The following is a 16,618-nucleotide window of genomic DNA, read 5'->3' as shown; positions in this document are numbered from 1 at the left end:
CTGGCCCCGTCAGGGTTCGGCGTCGATGATCCGGTGCGGGCGTTCCTCGGCGGTGAGGCTCATCGGCGGGGTCTCGTCGCGGTGGCGGGGCTGGAACCTGGTGGCGAGGCGGTGTTGCTCCTTGGGCGGCCGGTCGTTGGCGAGCAGCACCGCCAGCCAGGGGATGAGGATCATGCCCAGCGCCACCAGGGGCAGCCAGAGCCAGAGCAGCGGGGCCTTGGTGCCGACCAGGACCGCTCCGGCGATCACGCAGGCCACCCGGATGCCCATCATCAGCACGTACCGCTTCTGCCGGCTGGTGAGTTGGTCGTCCTGGCTGCGCGAGGCGTCGGTGATCAGAATCGGCTGGTACGCCTGACGCTTCACCATGGACCTCCTGAGGGGATTGCCCCCATCCTGTCACCGCACCACCTTGATCAGCGAAAATCGACGCATACCGGGATCGTGTTACGTGCGTGGTACGCTCCGGCGGTGGGCAGCCGGTTCAGCTTCACCGACGAGGCGTTGGCCAACCTGCGGGTCTACGACGTCACCCCCGGGGAAGTCTGGGAGGCGCTGCACAGCACCCGCCGGGTGATCCGGCATCTCGGTGAGGACCTGACGGTCGTCTACGCGGCGGGCGCTCGCGGCCGACGGCTGGCCATCCTGCTCGCCGAGGCCGACGGCACCGACCACGACTGGGACGTCCTCTCCGCCCGTGACCTGAGCGACGTCGAGGCCAAGCGCTACGACGAGGCCGTGCGGAGAACGCGCCGATGAGGAGGCGACGGCGATGAACCGTAACGAGGCCATCAAGCGATTCCACGGCGACGACGCGTTCGCCGACCTGATCGACGACAGCCCGCCGGTCGAGCTGCCCACCCCCGACACGGACGTGCCGATGGTCAGCCGCTCGGTACGCCTGCCGACGGACACCTACGAGCGGGTCCGGGCGGCGGCCGAGGCCCGGGGCATCGGGGTCACCACGCTGATGCGGCAGTGGATCGAGGCCGGCCTGGCCGACCTGGACGACTCGGCCACCGTCTCGCTGGCCGACGTACGCCGGGCGCTCGCCTCGCTGTCCCGCCCCACCGCCGCCTGACCTGCGGCGGACGCCCCCGCCCCACCGCCGGTCGACCCCGCGCCGACTGACGCAGCTGGTTCACAGGGCCGGCCGGGGCCGCTCCGGGGCGTGCCCGAGCGCCCGGCGGTAGTCGGCGACGGTGATCGCCGCCAGCACGGCGGCCGCCGCAGCCAGTGCCAGCACGGTGACCGTCCGGGTCACGACGGGCACCAGCGCGGCCAGGGCGAGCACCCCGACGACCCGGGACCGGGAGACCCGCCCGAAAATCTCGTACTCGAAGCGGGCGCGGGCGACCAGGAAGATCGCCGGGCCGCCCATCATGAAGACCGCCCAGGACGGTTCGGTGGGCTGGTAAGGGTGCACGATCGCCAGCTCGTAGCCGACGGCCGTGGCCAGCACTCCGGCGACGATCACCAGGTGGGTCCAGCTCACCGACTCCCCCAGCCGGCCGGGCCGGTCGGCCACCCGGATCGCCTCGGAGAGCAGGTGACCCGCCCGGTGGAAGTAGATCCGCCAGAGCAGCACGGTGGTCACGAAGGACAGCAGGAAGGCCCCCGAGCTGGCCCCGGAAAAGCTGTACCCGCTGAAGGACAACCCGATGATGAGGATGTTCTCGCCGAGGGCGATCAGGAAGAACTGCTGGTAACGCTCGGCCAGGTGTTCCCCCAGCACCCCCCAGGTGGAGGTGCGGGTCGCGCCGAGCCTGGGCACCGGCCAACCGAACATCAACCCCGCGTAGTCGACGAGGACGGCCAACGACCAGCAGGCCAGCCGCCACGACCCGGTGAACACCGCGCCGAGCACCCAGGGCACCGCGCTCATCACCGCCCAGGCCACCACCCGCATGGTGACCAGGCGTCGTGGGTGCCCCCGCAACGCCAGCGTGAGGAAGAGCGGTCGCCCCACCTGCACCGCCACGAACGCGAGGGCGAAGGCCAGCCCCCGGCTGTCGAAGGCCCGTGGGGTGGCGACCGCCATCACCATGCTGCCCAGCATCGAGTAGACCACCACGAACTGGATCTCCGGGCGCTCCGGTTCGTACCGGCTGGTGACCCAGGCGGTGAACGTCCAGACCGCCCAGAAGGCCAGAAAGATCACCAGGGTCTGGGTGATCTCGGCCAGCAGATCCTGACGGACGACGCTCAGGTCGTCGATGATCCGCTGGGAGACCCGGGTCAACGCGAAGACGAACACCAGGTCGAAGAAGAGCTCCAGGAAGGTGGTCCGGGGTGAGCTCAGCCCGCCGCGCAGCAGCGCCGCCCCCCGCTCGTCCGCCATCGTCCACCCGTCGCCGCTGTCGCGGATCTCAACGAGCCGACCCGGCTCCGGTTGCGTCAGCCCTTGTCCGCCTTCGCCGCCGCCTTCACCTGCTGCTTGTACTCGCGGACCCGACGCAGCGACTCCGCATCGGTGACGTCAGCGACCGACCGGTAGGTGTCCGGGTCGCCGTAGCCGCCGGCGGCCTCCCGCCAGCCGTCGGGGCGCACGTCGTACCGCTTGCCGAGCAGGGCGACGAAGATCTGCGCCTTCTGGGTGCCAAAGCCGGGCAGGTCGGCGATGCGGCGCAGCAGTTCCCGTCCGTCGTCGACGTCCGCCCAGAGCCGGCCGGCGTCGCCGGCGTACCGGTCGACCAGGATCCGGCACAGCTGCTGCACCCGGCCGGCCATCGCCTTCGGGAACCGGTGCAGCGCAGGCGGCCGGGCGAAGACCTCGACCAGTTCCTGCGGGTCGTAGCCGGCCAGCTCCCGGGCGTCCGGGTCGTGCCCCAGCCGTTGGGCGAGCACGTACGGCGAGGAGAACGCCTTCTCCATCGGCACCTGTTGGTCGAGCAGCATCCCGGTCAGCAGGGCCAGTGGGCTGCGCTCCAGCAGCCGGTTGGCCTCGCCGTCGATGGGCAGCGAGAGCGTCATGCCCCCATCCTGCCCGCCCCGGCCGCCCGCCCGGCCGACATCCGGTGCGGTCCGCCGCGCCGGGAGGCGTCCGGACGCGGCGCGGCCCGGTGGACACGGGTGTCCACCGGGCCGTCGGTGCCGTGGGGCGTCAGTTCACGACGAAGAGCAGCCGGTTCGGCGAGCCCGAGCCGGGGCTGGTCACCACGTTCGGGGTGGCGCTGCCGGTCAGCGAGCTGGCGACCTGCGCCGGGGTGTACGAGGGGTTGGCCGACAGGACCAGGGCGGCGGCACCGGCGACGTGCGGGGACGCCATCGAGGTGCCACTGATCGAGTTGGTGGCGGTGTCGTTGGTGTTCCAGGACGAGGTGATGTTCGAGCCCGGCGCGAACAGGTCGACGCAGGTGCCGAAGTTGGAGTAGGAGGCCCGCGCGTCGGTGTTGGTGGTGGCGCCGACGGTGATCGCCGAGGCGACCCGTGCCGGGGAGGAGGTGCAGGCGTCGGCGCTGGAGTTGCCGGCCGCCAGCGCGTACGTGATGCCCGAGCTGATCGAGCTGGCCACCGCGTTGTCGATGGCGGTGCTGGCCCCGCCGCCGAGGCTCATGTTGGCCACCGCCGGCTTGACCGCGTTGGCGGTCACCCAGTTGATGCCGTTGACCACAGCGGTGGTGCTGCCGCGACCCCGGCAGTTGAGCACCTTCACCGCGACCAGCTGCACGCCCTTGGCCACACCGTACTTGGTGCCGCCGACGGTGCCCGCGACGTGGGTGCCGTGGCCGTTGCAGTCGGTGTTGTTGGAGTCGACCGCGTTGGTGCCCCAGGTGGCCCGGCCGCCGAAGTCGGTGTGGGTGGTCCGGATGCCGGTGTCGATGATGTACGCCCGCACGTTGGTGGCCGTGTTCGGGTAGGTGTAGCTGGAGTTCAGCGGCAGGTTGCGCTGGTCGATGCGGTCCAGACCCCAGGACGGCGGGTTGGTCTGGGTCGCCTGGACGGTCACCACCCGGTCCTGCTCGACGTAGGCCACCGACGGGTCGGCGGCGAGCCGGCGGGCCTGGCTGGCGCTCATCTTCGCGCTGAACCCGGTGAGGGCGGCGCTGTAGACGTCGGCGACGTTCCCGCCGTACCGCTTGGTGAGGCTGGCGGCGCGGTCCGGCACGGCGGTCCGGGCGGCCCGGCTGTTGGCGGTGCCGACGGCGTCGCCCTTCAACACGACCAGGTAGCTGCCGCTGATCGCGTCCGGGGAGGAGGCGTAGCGGATCTGTCCGGTGGGGGCGGCGAGGGCGGGGCGCCAGCGGCGACGGAGAGGGCCGCGGCGGTGGCCGCGACGGCGACCGCGCGGAGCGCGTGACGCCGGGGGACGGACACGTCGGACATCGTCTGAACTCCCTACCGGGTACGACCGGGCAGGCAGGGGCCGCCCGAACGTCCCATCGACGGATGTTGGAGGGAATGCTAACGAGACATCGACGTACGTAACAGAGATAACGGCCGGGGGATTGAGGTGGCGTTATGGAAGTCAGCGGGTGCCCGCCACCGGTGCCCCCACGCCAGGCAGGATGACGTGGTGGACCGTGACGACATGCTGCTCTCCCCCGCCGGCGTCGAGGCGCTACGCGCCGCGCTCACCAGCGCCGACTTCACCGCCAACGGCATCGCCGGCCGACTCGGCCCGCAGGCCACCGGCGGGGTGGCCCGCAACGACTTCCGGGCCGCGCTGCGCGCCACCGAGGACCGCGACCCGCTGGGCACCCTGATCCGGGTGTTCATCTGCGACCAGACCGAACCGGAACCGGCGGTCGCCGCCGCGCTCGCCCCGCTCGACCTCGCCGACGCCGTCGCCGCCGGCCTCGTCGAGCCGTACGGTGACGGGCTGCGCGCCGGGGTCGACCTGGAACCCTACGGGGACGCCTGGTGGGTGCTCGCCGACGTACCGGCCAGCGCCCGCCCGGGTCGACCGCTGCACAGCGAACACGTGCTCGGCATCGGCGGGGCCACCCAGACCCTGATCGGCGCGACCGTCCGCCACCCGGTGGACACCGCACTGGACCTGGGCACCGGGTCCGGGGTGCAGGCCCTGCACCTGGCCACCCACGCCCGGCGGGTCACCGCCACCGACGTGTCGCAACGGGCGCTGCGCTTCGCCGCCACCACCGCCGCCCTCAACGGGCAGGACTGGGAACTGCTGCGCGGTGACCTGGTCGCCCCGGTGGCCGGCCGGCGGTTCGACCTGGTGGTCAGCAACCCGCCGTTCGTGGTCGGGCCGGGCACCACCACCCACGTCTACCGGGACTCCGGCCGGGTCGGCGACGCGATCGGCGCTGAACTGGCCGCCGCCGCGCCGGGCCTGCTCACCGAGGGCGGCACCATGCAGTACCTCGCCAACTGGGTGCACGTCGCCGGGGAGGACTGGGCGGAACGGGTGACCGGCTGGTTCGCCGGCACCGGCCTGGACGCCTGGGTGATCCAGCGCGAGGTGGCCGACCCGATGGCGTACGTCCACCTGTGGCTGACCGACGTCGGCGAGGCGACCGACCCGCACCGGGCGGCAGCCTGGCTGGACTGGTTCGACGCGCACAAGGTCGAGTCGATCGGATTCGGCATCGTCTCGCTGCGCCGCAACGGTCACGAGGACCCGGTCGTCCGGGTGGAGGACCTGCGGCAGCGGGTCGAGCCACCCCTGGGCGACCAGGTCGCCGGCTGGTTCGACCGGCAGGACCTCCTACGTGCCCACGGTGCCGACGGCCTGCTCGACCTTCGCTACCGGGCGGCACCGGGGCTGCAACTGCGCCAGGAGGCGACGATCGGCGACGAGGGCTGGGCGGTGGACCGGCAGGTCCTGACGATGCCGCACGGGCTGCGCTGGAGCGAGGAGATCGATCCGCTGGTGCTGGCCCTGGTCGGCGGCTGCGACGGCCGGCTGCCGCTGCGCGACCAGCTCGCCCTGCTCGCCGCCGCGCACGACGTCACCCCCGACGAGCTGGCCGAGGCGGCCGGCCCGATCGTGGCGCGGCTGATCGAGCGGGGCCTCGTCGAACCGGTGACCAACTGATGCGCCCGGTCGAGCGAGGCATCCCGATGCGGGCGGTCGAACGGGGCATCCCGATGCGGGCGGTCGAACGGGGCATCGTCAAAGCGGTGACCAACTGATGCGCCCGGTCGAACGGGGCATCGTCAAAGCGGTGACCGGCTGATGCGGGCGGTGGTGCAGACGGTCGAACGGGCCAGCGTCACCGTCGACGGCGAGGTGGTCGGCGCGATCACCGACGGCCTGCTGGTGCTGCTGGGCATCACCCACACCGACACCCCCGAGATGGCCCGGACGATGGCCCGCAAGGTGCACGAGCTGCGCATCCTCGACGACGAACGCAGCGCCGCCGACACCGGTGCCCCGATCCTGCTGGTCAGCCAGTTCACCCTCTACGGCGACACCCGCAAGGGCCGCCGCCCGAGCTGGCTCGCCGCCGCCCCCGCCGAGGTGGCCGAACCGCTGGTCACCGCCGTGGTCGAGGCGCTCCGCGCCCGGGGCGCGACGGTCGAGACGGGCCGCTTCCGCACCCACATGCTCGTCGAGAGCACCAACACCGGCCCCCGCACCCTCCTCCTGGACCTCTGACCCTGCCCCTCCCTCCCTCCCATCCCCCTCCCCCACCCCACCCCAGCCCCCAGCCCCCAGCCCCGGTGATCAAGAAGTTTGCGTCAAGTTCGATCTTCAAAGTGACGCAAACTTCTTGATCACCGGGGCTGGGCGAGCCGGGGCTGGGCGAGCCGGGGCTGGGCGAGCAGGGCGGGGCGGAGCGGGGCGAGCAGGGCGGGGTGGGGCGGGTTGGGTGGGGGTGGGTGGGGGTTGGGGTGAGCGGGGTGGTGTGGGGTGGGTTAGGAGAAGAGGCCTCGGCGTTGGAGGGACTGGCGGAGCCAGCCGTCGAGTTGGGCGGCCCAGTCGGTGCGATCGGCGGTGGCGTGGTCGACGGTGAACCGGCCGAAGGCGTCCCGACCCTCGGTGAACAGGCCACCCCGCTTGTCCATCTCCAGCACCACCTGCACCTGGTGCGGGTCGGTGACGAAGGTGACCTCCAGCTGGTTGATCGCTCCGGCGTACTGCGGGGCGGGGTAGAACTCGATCTCCTGGTAGAACGGCAGGCTCTGCCGTACGCCATAGATGTGGCCGCGCTCGACGTCGGCGCGGGCGAACCGGAAGCCCAGCCGCAGCAGCGCCTCCAGCAGCCGCTCCTGAGCCGGCAGTGGGTGCACCGACACCGCGTCCAGGTCACCCTTGTCGACTGCGCGGGCCACCTCCAGCTCGGTACGCAGCCCCATCGTCATCCCGTGCAGCCGGTGGCCGTACAGGTCGGTCAGCGGGGTCTCCCACGGCACGGCGAACCGGAACGGGATGTCGTAGCGCTGCCCCGCCTCCAGCCGGAACGGGCCGGTGACCTGCTGGCGGGCGAACTCCTGGGTGGTCTCGTAGTCGGAGTCGGCACTCTCCACCTCGACCCGGGTGACCAGGCCGAGCGCCACGTACTCGATGTCGGCGGCGTGGTCGCCGCCGGCCACGTGGACCCGCCCCTCCAGCACCCCGCCGGGACGGCAGTTCGGATTGGCGAGCACGGTCTCCACCGACGGACCGCCCACCCCCATCGACTGCATGAGCCGTTTGAAGACCACCACGTCCTCCATTGCCTGTCGCATCGCCGACCCCGATGGCCGACGCTGGCACGGTAGCCGGACCTGGCAAGACCGCCGACGACCCACCCCGCATCCGACCAGATTGCTGTCGGGTCCCCGATCGCCTCACCCCCGTTTCACGTCCCGGTTGGAAAGCTGTCCATCACCGGAGCCGATGGCGCCGGTAGGCGACACCGAAAGCAGACACGGGGAGACACAGAGATGGCCCTGCAGATGATCGATAACAAGACGCGCCCGGCCACCACCATCGACGCCGAGCACGGCACCGAAGCCCTCACCGACCTCGACGCCACCGACGAGCGCGGGGTCTCCACCGACCTGGTCCGGGCCTACCTCAACGGCATCGGCCGGACCAAGCTGCTCACCGCGGCCCAGGAGGTGGAGCTGGCCAGACGGATCGAGGCCGGGCTGTTCGCCGAGGAGAAGCTGTCCACCTGCACCCCTGTCTCCGGTGACCTGCGCGCCGACCTCGCCCTGATCGCCCGGGAGGGCCGCGCCGCCAAGGACCACCTGCTGGAGGCCAACCTGCGGCTGGTGGTCAGCATCGCCAAGCGCTACACCGGGCGGGGGATGGCCTTCCTCGACCTGATCCAGGAGGGCAACCTCGGCCTGATCCGCGCGGTCGAGAAGTTCGACTACGCCAAGGGTTACAAGTTCTCCACGTACGCCACCTGGTGGATCCGGCAGGCGATCACCCGGGCGATGGCCGACCAGGCCCGCACCATCCGCATCCCGGTGCACATGGTCGAGCAGGTCAACCGGATGGTCCGGGTCCGCCGGGAGCTGTCGGTCACGCTGGGTCGCGAGCCCATCGTCTCCGAGGTGGCGCGGGCGATGGAGATCCCCGAGTTCCAGGTCATCGAGCTGATCTCGTACGACCGGGAGCCGGTCAGCCTCGACCAGGCCGTCGGCGAGGACGGCGAGAGCGCCCTGGGTGACTTCGTCGCCTCGGTGGACCAGCGCACCGAGCCGGGTGACGCGGCCGCCAACGGCGAACTGCGCAACGAGGTACGCATCGTGCTCGCCACCCTCTCTCAGCGGGAGCAGGCGGTGATCCGGCTCCGGTTCGGCCTGGACGACGGCCGGCAGCGCACCCTCGACGAGGTCGGCAAGGAGTTCGGCCTGTCTCGGGAGCGGATCCGGCAGATCGAGAAGGTCACCCTGCTCAAGTTGCGCGACCCGGAGCGGGCGCAGCGGCTGGAGGCGTACGCCTGCTGAGCGGGACGGTTCGGCGCAGGCCCCCGGCGGTTCGCCGGGGGCCTGCCCGCTGTCCGGGGTCTCGTCACCGCCGGAGCCGCCGGCGGGCACGGTCAGCGCCGCCGGCAGCGGGCACGGTCACCGCCGGAGCCGGCAGCGGGCACGGTCAGCGCCCCCGGCAGCGGGCACGGTCACCGCCGGAGCCGGCAGCGGGCACGGTCAGAGCCGGCGCGGGCCGGTGTCGGGGCGGGCCCCGGCCGTGCCGACCCCCACCGCCGCGTGCAGCACCGACACGCCGTCCGGGCGGGCCAGCACCGGGTTGAGGGTGAGCGACCGCACCCGGGGCTGCTCGTCGGCGAGCCGGCCCACCCGCAGCAGCAGGTCGGCCAGGGCCGCCCGGTCCACCGCGTCGGCACCCCGGTGCCCGTGCAGCAGCGGCGACGCCCGGGGCTCGTCGACGAGTTCGGCGGCGTCCCGGTCGGTCAACGGCACCGCCCGCCAGGCCCGGTCCCCGAGCAGTTCGGTGGCGACCCCACCGAGCCCGAAGCCGACGACCGGCCCGAACGCCGGGTCCTCGCGCAGCTCCACCACGCAGGCCACCCCCGGCGGCACCATCGGTTGGACCAGGACGTCCGCGCCGAAGGCCGCCGCCAGGTCCGCGTACGCCCGGCGTAGCGCGACCGGGTCGGCCAGGTCGAGGCGGACGGCGCCCAGGTCGAGGCGGTGCCGCAGGCCGGGCGCGGCGGCTTTCAACGCCACCGGCCAGCCCAGCCGCCCGGCGGCGGCGAGCGCCTCGTCGACGGTGCCGGCCGGGGCCGAGCCGACCACCTCGATGCCGTACGCGGCGAGCAGCGCCGCCGCGTCGGCGGCGTCACCGCGCAGCGCGGCCTGCCCGGCGGCCCGGTCCACCCCGGTCAGTTCCGGTGGCGTGCCCGGGTCCCGGCGCAGCCAGTCGGCGTACCGGCCGACCCGGCCCAGCGCCCGCACCGCCTCCTCCACGCTCGGGTACGCGGGCAGCCCGACCGGCACCCGGCCGGCGAGGAACGTCACCACGGTCGGCTTGCCGCCGGTCACCGCCGCCGCCACGGCGGCGGTGAAGTCCGCCTCCTCGACGGTGAGCTGCCCCGGCAGGGGTGGGGCGAAGACCGCCACCAGCGCATCCACGCCGTCGTCGGCGGCGGCACCGGCCAGCGCAGCGGTGAACGCGGCGGCACCGGCGTGCGGGCCGACGTCGTGGGGGTAGCCGGCGGCGACCGTGAGACCCTGCCCCGCGCAGGCGGTGGCCGCCAAGCCGGTCAGCGCCGACGAGTTGCCGACCACGCCGACCCGGCCACCGGCGGGCAGCGGCTGGTTGGCCAGCAGCGTCCCGACGTCGAGCAGTTCGGCGACGGTGTCCACCCGGATCACCCCGGACTGCGCGAAGAGGGCACCGACGGCGGCCTCGTCGAGCGTGGGTGCGACGCCGGACCCGACCGGGCGGGCCAGCGAGGCCAACGCCACCACCGGCTTGTCCCGGCCGATCCGGCGCACCAACCGGGCGAACTTGCGCGGATTGCCGAAGGTCTCCAGGTACAGCAGGATCACGTCGGTGCCCGGGTCGTCCTGCCAGAACTGGAGCAGGTCGTTGCCGGACACGTCGGCCCGGTTGCCGGCCGACACGAAACTCGAGAGGCCCAGCCCCCGGCGCTGCGCCTCGGCCAGCAGCGCCACCCCGAACACGCCGGACTGGCTGAAGAAACCCACCCGTCCGGGGCGGGCAGCACCGGGGCCAGGGTGGCGTTGAGGCGTACCCGCCCGTCGGTGTTGGCCACGCCCAGGCAGTTCGGGCCGACGACCCGCATGCCGGCGGCGTGCGCCGCCCGGACCAGGGCCCGTTGGGCCGCCGCGCCGGCCGGTCCGGCCTCGGCGAAACCGGCGGAGATGACCACCAGGCCGTGCGCGCCGGCAGCGGCGGCGTCGGCCACCACCCCCGCCGCCGCGTCCGGGGGCACCGCGACGACCGCCAGGTCGACGTCCACTCCGGCGTCGGCTGCCGACGGGTACGCGGGCAGCCCCGCCACCGTGCGCGCGCTCGGATGCACCGGCACGATCGCCCCCGGGTAGCCGCCGTCGCGCAGGTGCCCGAGGACGGCCGCGCCGACCCCCTGACCGGTGGCGCTGGCCCCGTAGACGGCCACGCCGCGCGGGGTGAGCAGCCGGGCGATGGACCGCGCCTCGGTGCGGTGCTCCCGACCCCGCTGCACAGCCAGGGTCGCCTCGGTCGGGGCGATCGGGAACGTCAGGTGCACCACCCCGTCGGCGAACTGCCGTTGCACCTGGTAGCCGAAGTCGGCGAAGACCCGCAGCATCGCCCCGTTGGTGGGGAGCACCTCGGCGACGAAGTGCCCGATGCCGGCCCGGCCGGCCGCGTCGGCCAGGTGCTCCAGCAGCACCGAACCGATCCCCCGGCCCTGGTGGGCGTCCTCCACCACGAACGCCACCTCGGCTTCGGGGGCCGCCGGACCCAGCCGCTCGTACCGGCCGACGGCGACGATCCGGTCGCCGACCAGCACCACGAACGCCTCCCGGTCCCGGTGGTCGACGGTGACGAAGCGGCGCAGGTCCCGTTCCGGGATACGCGGGTACGGCGAGAAGTAGCGCAGGTAGCGGGTGCGTTCCGAGAACCGCCCGTGCATGGCGACGATCTCCGGGGCGTCCTGCGGCCGGATCGGTCGCAGGCCGACGGTGCTGCCGTCGCTGAGCAGCACGTCCACCGGTTGGTCGACAGTGGTCACCACGTCCGGTCCCTCCCCAGGTCCCCGGCTCAGTCGCGCGGGTCGTACGGGTCCAGCCCGAGCAGCGGGAACACCGCCTTGCGGGTGGCCGCCACCGCCCGGTCCACCGAGTTCGGCTCACCGGTCGGCTGCCACGGCTGGTGTGACGGGTCGACGTCGTCGGTCATCCGCAGCGGGACGTCCCGGCCGGGCAGCCGGTGGGCGGCCAGCGCACGCCAGTCGGGCGGGGTGAGGGTGGCCGGGTCGAGCGGGTCGCCGGTGGCCACCGCGAGCAGGTGCGTCCAGGCCCGGGGCACCACCTCCACCAGGGCGTAACCGCCGCCGCCGGTGGCCACCCAGCGGCCGTCGCACAACTCGTCGGCGAGCGCCCGCAACGTCAGGTAGGTGGCCCGTTGCCCGTCCACCGACAGGTGCAGGTCGGCCAGGGGGTCGAGCCGGTGCCCGTCGGCACCGCACTGGGTGAGCAGGATCTGCGGTCGGAACGCCCGCAGCACCGACGGCACGATCGCGTGGAAGGCGCGTTGCCAGCCGGCGTCGTCGGTGCCCGGTGGCAGCGGCACGTTGACCGCGCTGCCCTGCGCCCCCGGGCCACCGGTCTCGTCGGGGAACCCGGTGCCGGGGAAGAGCGCGAGCGGGGTCTCGTGCAGGCTCACCGTGAGCACCCGGGGGTCGTGGTAGAAGACCTCCTGCACACCGTCGCCGTGGTGCACGTCCACGTCGACGTAGGCGACCCGCTCGGCGCCCAGGTCGAGCAGGCGGGCGATGGCCACCGCCGGGTCGTTGTAGACGCAGAACCCGGCGGCCCGGTCGGGCATGGCGTGGTGCAGCCCACCGGCCACGTTGACCGCACGGCGGGCCTCGCCCCGCCAGACCGCCTCGGCGGCGGCCACCGTCGCCCCGGCGATCAGCGCGCTGGACTCGTGCATCCCGTCGAAGACCGGATTGTCCGAGGTGCCCAGTCCGTAGCCGGCGAAGAGCGGATCGCGGGGGGCGGTCCGGACCGCCGCCAGGTAGTCGGGCAGGTGCACCCGGGTCAGCGTCGCGTCGTCGGCCGGCTCGGGCCGGATCAGCCGTACGCCCGGCCGGTCCAGGACGCCCAGCTCCCGGGCCAGCGCGACGGTCAGCTCGACCCGGACCGGGTCGAGCGGGTGCTCCCCCATGTCGTAGTCGAGCAGGGACTCGTCCCACACCACCAGCGTGTCGTCCGACATGGGGTCATCGTCGCACGCGGGTCACCGGTCGCCCACCAGGCGTGCTGGTCAACCGGCTGGTGTCGGGCCGGTGGCCACCGGGCGGGACGGGTCGGCGACCCAGCCGCTCCACGATCCGACGTAGAGCGCGGCGTCCGGCCGACCGGCCAGGTGCAACGCCAGCACCGTCTGCGCGGCGGTCACCCCTGATCCGCAGTACGCCCCCACCGGCTGGTCGGCGCGCACCCCGGCGGCGGCGAACCGGTCCCGCAGCGCCTCGGCGGTCAGGTAGCGGCCCTCGGTGACGTACTCGGGGGCGGGCAGGTTGACCGCGCCCGGCACGTGTCCGGCGACCGGGTCGATCGGCTCGGTCTCGCCCCGGTAGCGGGGGGCGGCCCGGACGTCCAGCAGCACACCGTCGTCGGCCGCGCCGAGCCGGGCCGCGTCGTCGGCGTCCAGCACCGGCAGCCCACCCGGTGTGACGGTGACGTCGCCGGGTTGCGGGGTGGGCACCTCGACGGTGCCGGGCAGGCCGGCGGCGAGCCAGCCGGGCCAGCCGCCGGACAGCACCCGTACCGACCGGTGGCCGGCCCAGCGCAGCGTCCACCAGGCGCGGGCGGCGGCCAGGCCGTCGCCGTCGTCGTACACCACCACGGGATGACCGGCGCGGACACCGGCGGCCCGCAGCGCGGCCTGGAGCGCGGCCGGTTCGGGCAGCGGGTGCCGGCCCGCCGGGCCGGGCGGACCGCACAGGACGGTGTCCAGGTCCACGAAGACCGCCCCGGGCAGGTGGCCGGCGGTGTAGTCGTCGCGGCCCGGAGGGCCGACCAGCCGCCAGCGGACGTCCAGCAGGGTCGGCGGGTCGGGGCGGGCCAGCTCGGTGGCGAGCCGGTCCGGCTCGATCAGGGGGGTAGCGGTACCGGACATGACGTCCAGTCAACACCATCGGGGCACCGACCTCGCGATTCGGCGCAGGTCGATCTTCGTACACCGGGGTAGCATCGACCACCGGGAGGCCGCTGACGTGAAGCATGACCGGGTCGACACCACTGAGCGCGAAGCTACCTTCGCCGCCTTCGGACAAAAGGGGCGAATGTGAAAAGCCATGACTTAGTGGACACGACCGAGATGTACCTGCGCACCATCCTCGAACTCGAAGAGGAAGGGGTGCCGCCGCTGCGTGCCCGGATCGCCGAGCGGTTGCGGCAGAGCGGGCCCACCGTCAGCCAGACCGTGGCCCGGATGGAACGCGACGGGCTGCTCACCGTCGAGGGCGACCGGCACCTGGCGCTCACCGACCTGGGCCGGGGCACCGCCGTGTCGGTGATGCGCAAGCACCGGCTCGCCGAGCTGCTGCTGGTCAACGTGATCGGGATGCCCTACGAGGAGGCCCACGAGGAGGCCTGCCGGTGGGAGCACGTGATGAGCGACGCGGTGGAGAAGCGGGTCTACGACCTGCTCAACCGACCCACCCGCTCGCCGTACGGCAACCCGATCCCCGGCCTGGAGGAGCTGGGCTCGCCGGAGACCGAGGCCACCGACCACGCCGAGGGTGAACGCAACCTCGCCTTCCCCGGGCTGACCGGCCCGGTGGTGGTCCGGCGGATCTGCGAAAGCGTGCAGACCGACGCCGACGTGCTGCGGCAACTGCACGCCGCCGGGGTCGACCCGGGTGCCACGGTCACCGTCGCCCAGGAACGCGACGGGGTGTTCATCGACCGCTCCGGCGAACGGGTCCGGCTGCCCCGCGAGGTCGCCTCCCGGGTGTTCGTCGCCGCCCACTGACCCCGGGCCGCCACCGGCGTGCGCCGGGCCGGGGTGGACCCCGTCGCCGCCGGTCCGGGCTGGGATCGGACTCGGCTCGGGTCGCCGTCGGCCCGGACGGGGGTTACAGGGACCGGGTGTCGAGCTTCCTGGCCAGGTCGACCAGGTGGCCGGCCACCGCACCGGCGGTCGCCCGGTCCTCGGCCGGTGGGCAGGTCCAGCGGAGCATGGCCAGCCGGTCCTCCGCGGCCAACCAGCCCACCTCGGCCGTCGGCCCGTGCTTCGCGGTCTTCGCGCCGGTCCGCCGGTAGCCGGCCTGGCCCAGCTTCGACACCTTCGTCGCCCCCTCGGGCAGCACGTCAGCGGTGAAGGTCGGCACGTCGATCGAGGTGTCGGTCACGGTCAGGGTCAGCTCCGGCCAGGTGGTGTCCGTGGCCCGCACCACGCAGGTACGGGTATCACCCCGCTCGCTGGCCGCCGCCACGTCGAAGCGGACGCCGGTGTGCTCCTCGATCACCGCGAAGTCGAGCAGCCGGCACGCCCCACCGGACGAGGCGGCACCCACCTCGACGACGACCGGTTCCCCCGCCGGCAGCCGTACCGGGTCGGGCTCCGACGCCCCGCAGCCCGTGGTCAGCAGCACGCCCGCCCCGGCGAGCCAGATCCGCCCGTGCACGGGCACACCTCCGTGATCGTCGGCGGGAGATCCGCCGATGTCCGTCGGAAACCGTACGGGTTGGCACTGCCGGACGGAAGACCCCGACCGTCCGCCGTTGCCGCCGTCAGGTGGCCGGAAGATCGCGCATGGTCCGCAGTGGAGACAGCAGCACGAACAGGGCGGCGCTCCAGGTGCCGAGCGCGCAGACCACCAGCGCCGGCCGCAACCCCCACTGGCTGCCGAGCAGGCCGCCGGCCAGCGCCCCCAGCGGCACCACCCCGAAGCAGACCCACAGGAACGCGGCGTTCACCCGACCGAGCAGCTCCGGCGGAGTGATCCGCTGCCGGTACGACAGGATCGACACGTTGTAGAGCACCGCGTTGGCGGAGAACGCGGCCAGCCCGACGACGTAGAGCGCCAGTCCCCAGCCGGATCGGGCCAACGGCACCAGCAGGTAGAGCGGCCCGGGGACCGCCATCGCCATCCAGATCACCCGGGCCGTGCCGATCCGGCGGGACAGCGGGGCGGCGAACGCGCCGGTGACCAGGCCGCCGACCGCCCCCAGGGAGAAGACCAGCCCGATCGTCGCCGGCCCGGCCCGCAGCTCCCATACCAGGTAGCTGACCTCCAGCGCGTTGGTGCCGATGGCGAAGAAGTTCGAGGTGGCGGTGCAGGCCAGGATGCTGCGCAGGATCGGACGCTGGCCGACGAAACGCAGCCCTTCGGTGAGGGCGGACCGCACCGGCACCCGGTCGGCGGCCCGACGGTCCCGTACCGGAAGGCGGACCGCCGCCAGGGTCGCCGCGCTGAGCAGGAACGCCAGCGCGGTGCCGAGGAACGTCCGGGCGGCACCGACCAGCCCGGCCAGTGCCCCGCCGACGGTCGGCCCGACCAGCGCGGCGGTGTCCGCGGTGACGGTCAGCCGGGCGTTCGCCTCGACCAGCCGGTCCGCCGGTGCCAGCGCCGGCACGATGCTCTTGTAGGCCACGGTGAAGAGCACGGTGAGCACCCCGCACAGCCCGACGACGACGTACAGGACGGCCAGGGTGAGCCGGCCGACCAGGGCGACCGCCGGCAGCGACGACAGCAACACGGCCCGGCCCAGGTCGCAGCCGATCATCAGTCGGCGCAGGTCGACCCGGTCGGCCAACAGCCCGGCCGGCAGCGAGAAGAGCAGGTACGGCAGCCAGGCCAGCACGGTCAGCAGGGAGACCTGGAACACGCTGGCCCGCATCGGGCCGGCGGCCAGCAGCGGCACCGTCACCCCGGACATCCGGGTGCCCAGCTCACCGACCGTCTGGCCGGCCCAGAACAGGGCGAAGTTCCGGTCCCGCCACAGTGGCCGGCGTACCGCCCGACCGTCGGTCACCTGCGCCGTCATCGATCCCCCGTCGGTCCGC

Annotated in this window: 14 protein-coding genes and 2 pseudogenes; 6 read left to right on the top strand and 10 right to left on the bottom strand. The window is 73.5% G+C overall.

Features of this window, described 5'->3' with window-relative positions:
* Positions 1–9: 9 nt before the first annotated feature.
* Positions 10–369, bottom strand: coding sequence for a DUF3099 domain-containing protein (locus J7462_RS28310; protein WP_204923972.1), 360 nt, complete (start codon positions 367–369; stop codon positions 10–12).
* Between the two features lie 102 nt (positions 370–471).
* Here J7462_RS28310 and J7462_RS28305 point away from each other — a divergent pair, with 102 nt between their 5' ends.
* Together J7462_RS28305 and J7462_RS28300 are read left to right on the top strand one after the other, a co-directional pair.
* A complete protein-coding gene (locus tag J7462_RS28305; protein WP_308291061.1) occupies positions 472–759 on the top strand; it encodes a hypothetical protein in 288 nt (95 codons plus the stop codon).
* Between the two features lie 13 nt (positions 760–772).
* Positions 773–1,081 carry a hypothetical protein gene (locus J7462_RS28300; RefSeq protein ID WP_208569545.1) on the top strand — a complete coding sequence of 103 codons (309 nt, stop codon included), beginning with the start codon at positions 773–775 and terminating at the stop codon, positions 1,079–1,081.
* A gap of 60 nt (positions 1,082–1,141) precedes the next feature.
* Here J7462_RS28300 and J7462_RS28295 read toward each other — a convergent pair whose 3' ends face one another.
* From J7462_RS28295 to J7462_RS28285, 3 genes and pseudogenes are all read right to left on the bottom strand, one after another.
* Positions 1,142–2,341 carry a low temperature requirement protein A gene (locus J7462_RS28295; RefSeq protein ID WP_219468655.1) on the bottom strand — a complete coding sequence of 400 codons (1,200 nt, stop codon included), beginning with the start codon at positions 2,339–2,341 and terminating at the stop codon, positions 1,142–1,144.
* 56 nt (positions 2,342–2,397) lie between these two features.
* Complete coding sequence (locus J7462_RS28290) at positions 2,398–2,973, bottom strand: HhH-GPD-type base excision DNA repair protein (RefSeq protein ID WP_219468652.1); 576 nt, start codon at positions 2,971–2,973, stop codon at positions 2,398–2,400.
* A 139-nt stretch (positions 2,974–3,112) separates the two neighbouring features.
* Positions 3,113–4,326, bottom strand: a pseudogene (locus J7462_RS28285) (S8 family peptidase); the annotation flags it as partial.
* 190 nt (positions 4,327–4,516) lie between these two features.
* Here J7462_RS28285 and J7462_RS28280 point away from each other — a divergent pair.
* Positions 4,517–6,001: a methyltransferase gene (locus J7462_RS28280; RefSeq protein ID WP_219468649.1), complete on the top strand. Its 1,485-nt coding sequence runs from the start codon at positions 4,517–4,519 to the stop codon at positions 5,999–6,001.
* A 141-nt stretch (positions 6,002–6,142) separates the two neighbouring features.
* On the top strand, positions 6,143–6,565 hold the full coding sequence (gene dtd / locus J7462_RS28275) for a D-aminoacyl-tRNA deacylase (protein WP_219468646.1): 423 nt from the start codon (positions 6,143–6,145) through the stop codon (positions 6,563–6,565).
* 260 nt (positions 6,566–6,825) lie between these two features.
* Here dtd and J7462_RS28270 read toward each other — a convergent pair whose 3' ends face one another.
* A complete protein-coding gene (locus tag J7462_RS28270) occupies positions 6,826–7,614 on the bottom strand; it encodes a sporulation protein (protein WP_219470793.1) in 789 nt (262 codons plus the stop codon).
* 222 nt (positions 7,615–7,836) lie between these two features.
* On the opposite strand from J7462_RS28270, the gene sigB reads away from it, so the two are divergent.
* Complete coding sequence (sigB, locus tag J7462_RS28265) at positions 7,837–8,853, top strand: RNA polymerase sigma factor SigB (protein ID WP_374197553.1); 1,017 nt, start codon at positions 7,837–7,839, stop codon at positions 8,851–8,853.
* 198 nt (positions 8,854–9,051) lie between these two features.
* Here sigB and J7462_RS28260 read toward each other — a convergent pair.
* The 3 genes and pseudogenes from J7462_RS28260 to J7462_RS28250 form a co-directional block, all read right to left on the bottom strand.
* A pseudogene (locus J7462_RS28260) lies at positions 9,052–11,639 on the bottom strand (GNAT family N-acetyltransferase).
* Positions 11,636–12,817 (bottom strand): acetoin utilization protein AcuC, encoded by a 1,182-nt coding sequence (locus J7462_RS28255; RefSeq protein WP_208569552.1) that lies wholly within the window; start codon positions 12,815–12,817, stop codon positions 11,636–11,638. Before J7462_RS28255 ends, J7462_RS28260 begins: the two are co-directional and overlap by 4 nt.
* A 48-nt stretch (positions 12,818–12,865) precedes the next feature.
* Complete coding sequence (locus J7462_RS28250; protein WP_219468643.1) at positions 12,866–13,723, bottom strand: sulfurtransferase; 858 nt, start codon at positions 13,721–13,723, stop codon at positions 12,866–12,868.
* A 168-nt stretch (positions 13,724–13,891) separates the two neighbouring features.
* On the opposite strand from J7462_RS28250, the gene J7462_RS28245 reads away from it, so the two are divergent.
* Positions 13,892–14,581: a metal-dependent transcriptional regulator gene (locus J7462_RS28245; protein ID WP_208569554.1), complete on the top strand. Its 690-nt coding sequence runs from the start codon at positions 13,892–13,894 to the stop codon at positions 14,579–14,581.
* A gap of 103 nt (positions 14,582–14,684) precedes the next feature.
* On the opposite strand, the gene J7462_RS28240 is transcribed toward J7462_RS28245, so the two are convergent.
* Together J7462_RS28240 and J7462_RS28235 are read right to left on the bottom strand one after the other, a co-directional pair.
* On the bottom strand, positions 14,685–15,236 hold the full coding sequence (locus J7462_RS28240) for a hypothetical protein (protein ID WP_219468640.1): 552 nt from the start codon (positions 15,234–15,236) through the stop codon (positions 14,685–14,687).
* Positions 15,237–15,342: 106 nt separating this feature from the next.
* The gene (locus J7462_RS28235) at positions 15,343–16,599 is read right to left on the bottom strand and encodes an MFS transporter (RefSeq protein WP_219468638.1); all 1,257 of its coding nucleotides are present in this window, start codon (positions 16,597–16,599) and stop codon (positions 15,343–15,345) included.
* Positions 16,600–16,618: the final 19 nt, after the last annotated feature.

It is taken from the genome of Micromonospora sp. RL09-050-HVF-A, assembly GCF_019374995.1.
GTDB lineage: Bacteria > Actinomycetota > Actinomycetes > Mycobacteriales > Micromonosporaceae > Micromonospora > Micromonospora antibiotica.
Note: the sequence above shows the minus strand (reverse complement) of the source record. Positions and strands in the feature narration are given on the sequence as shown.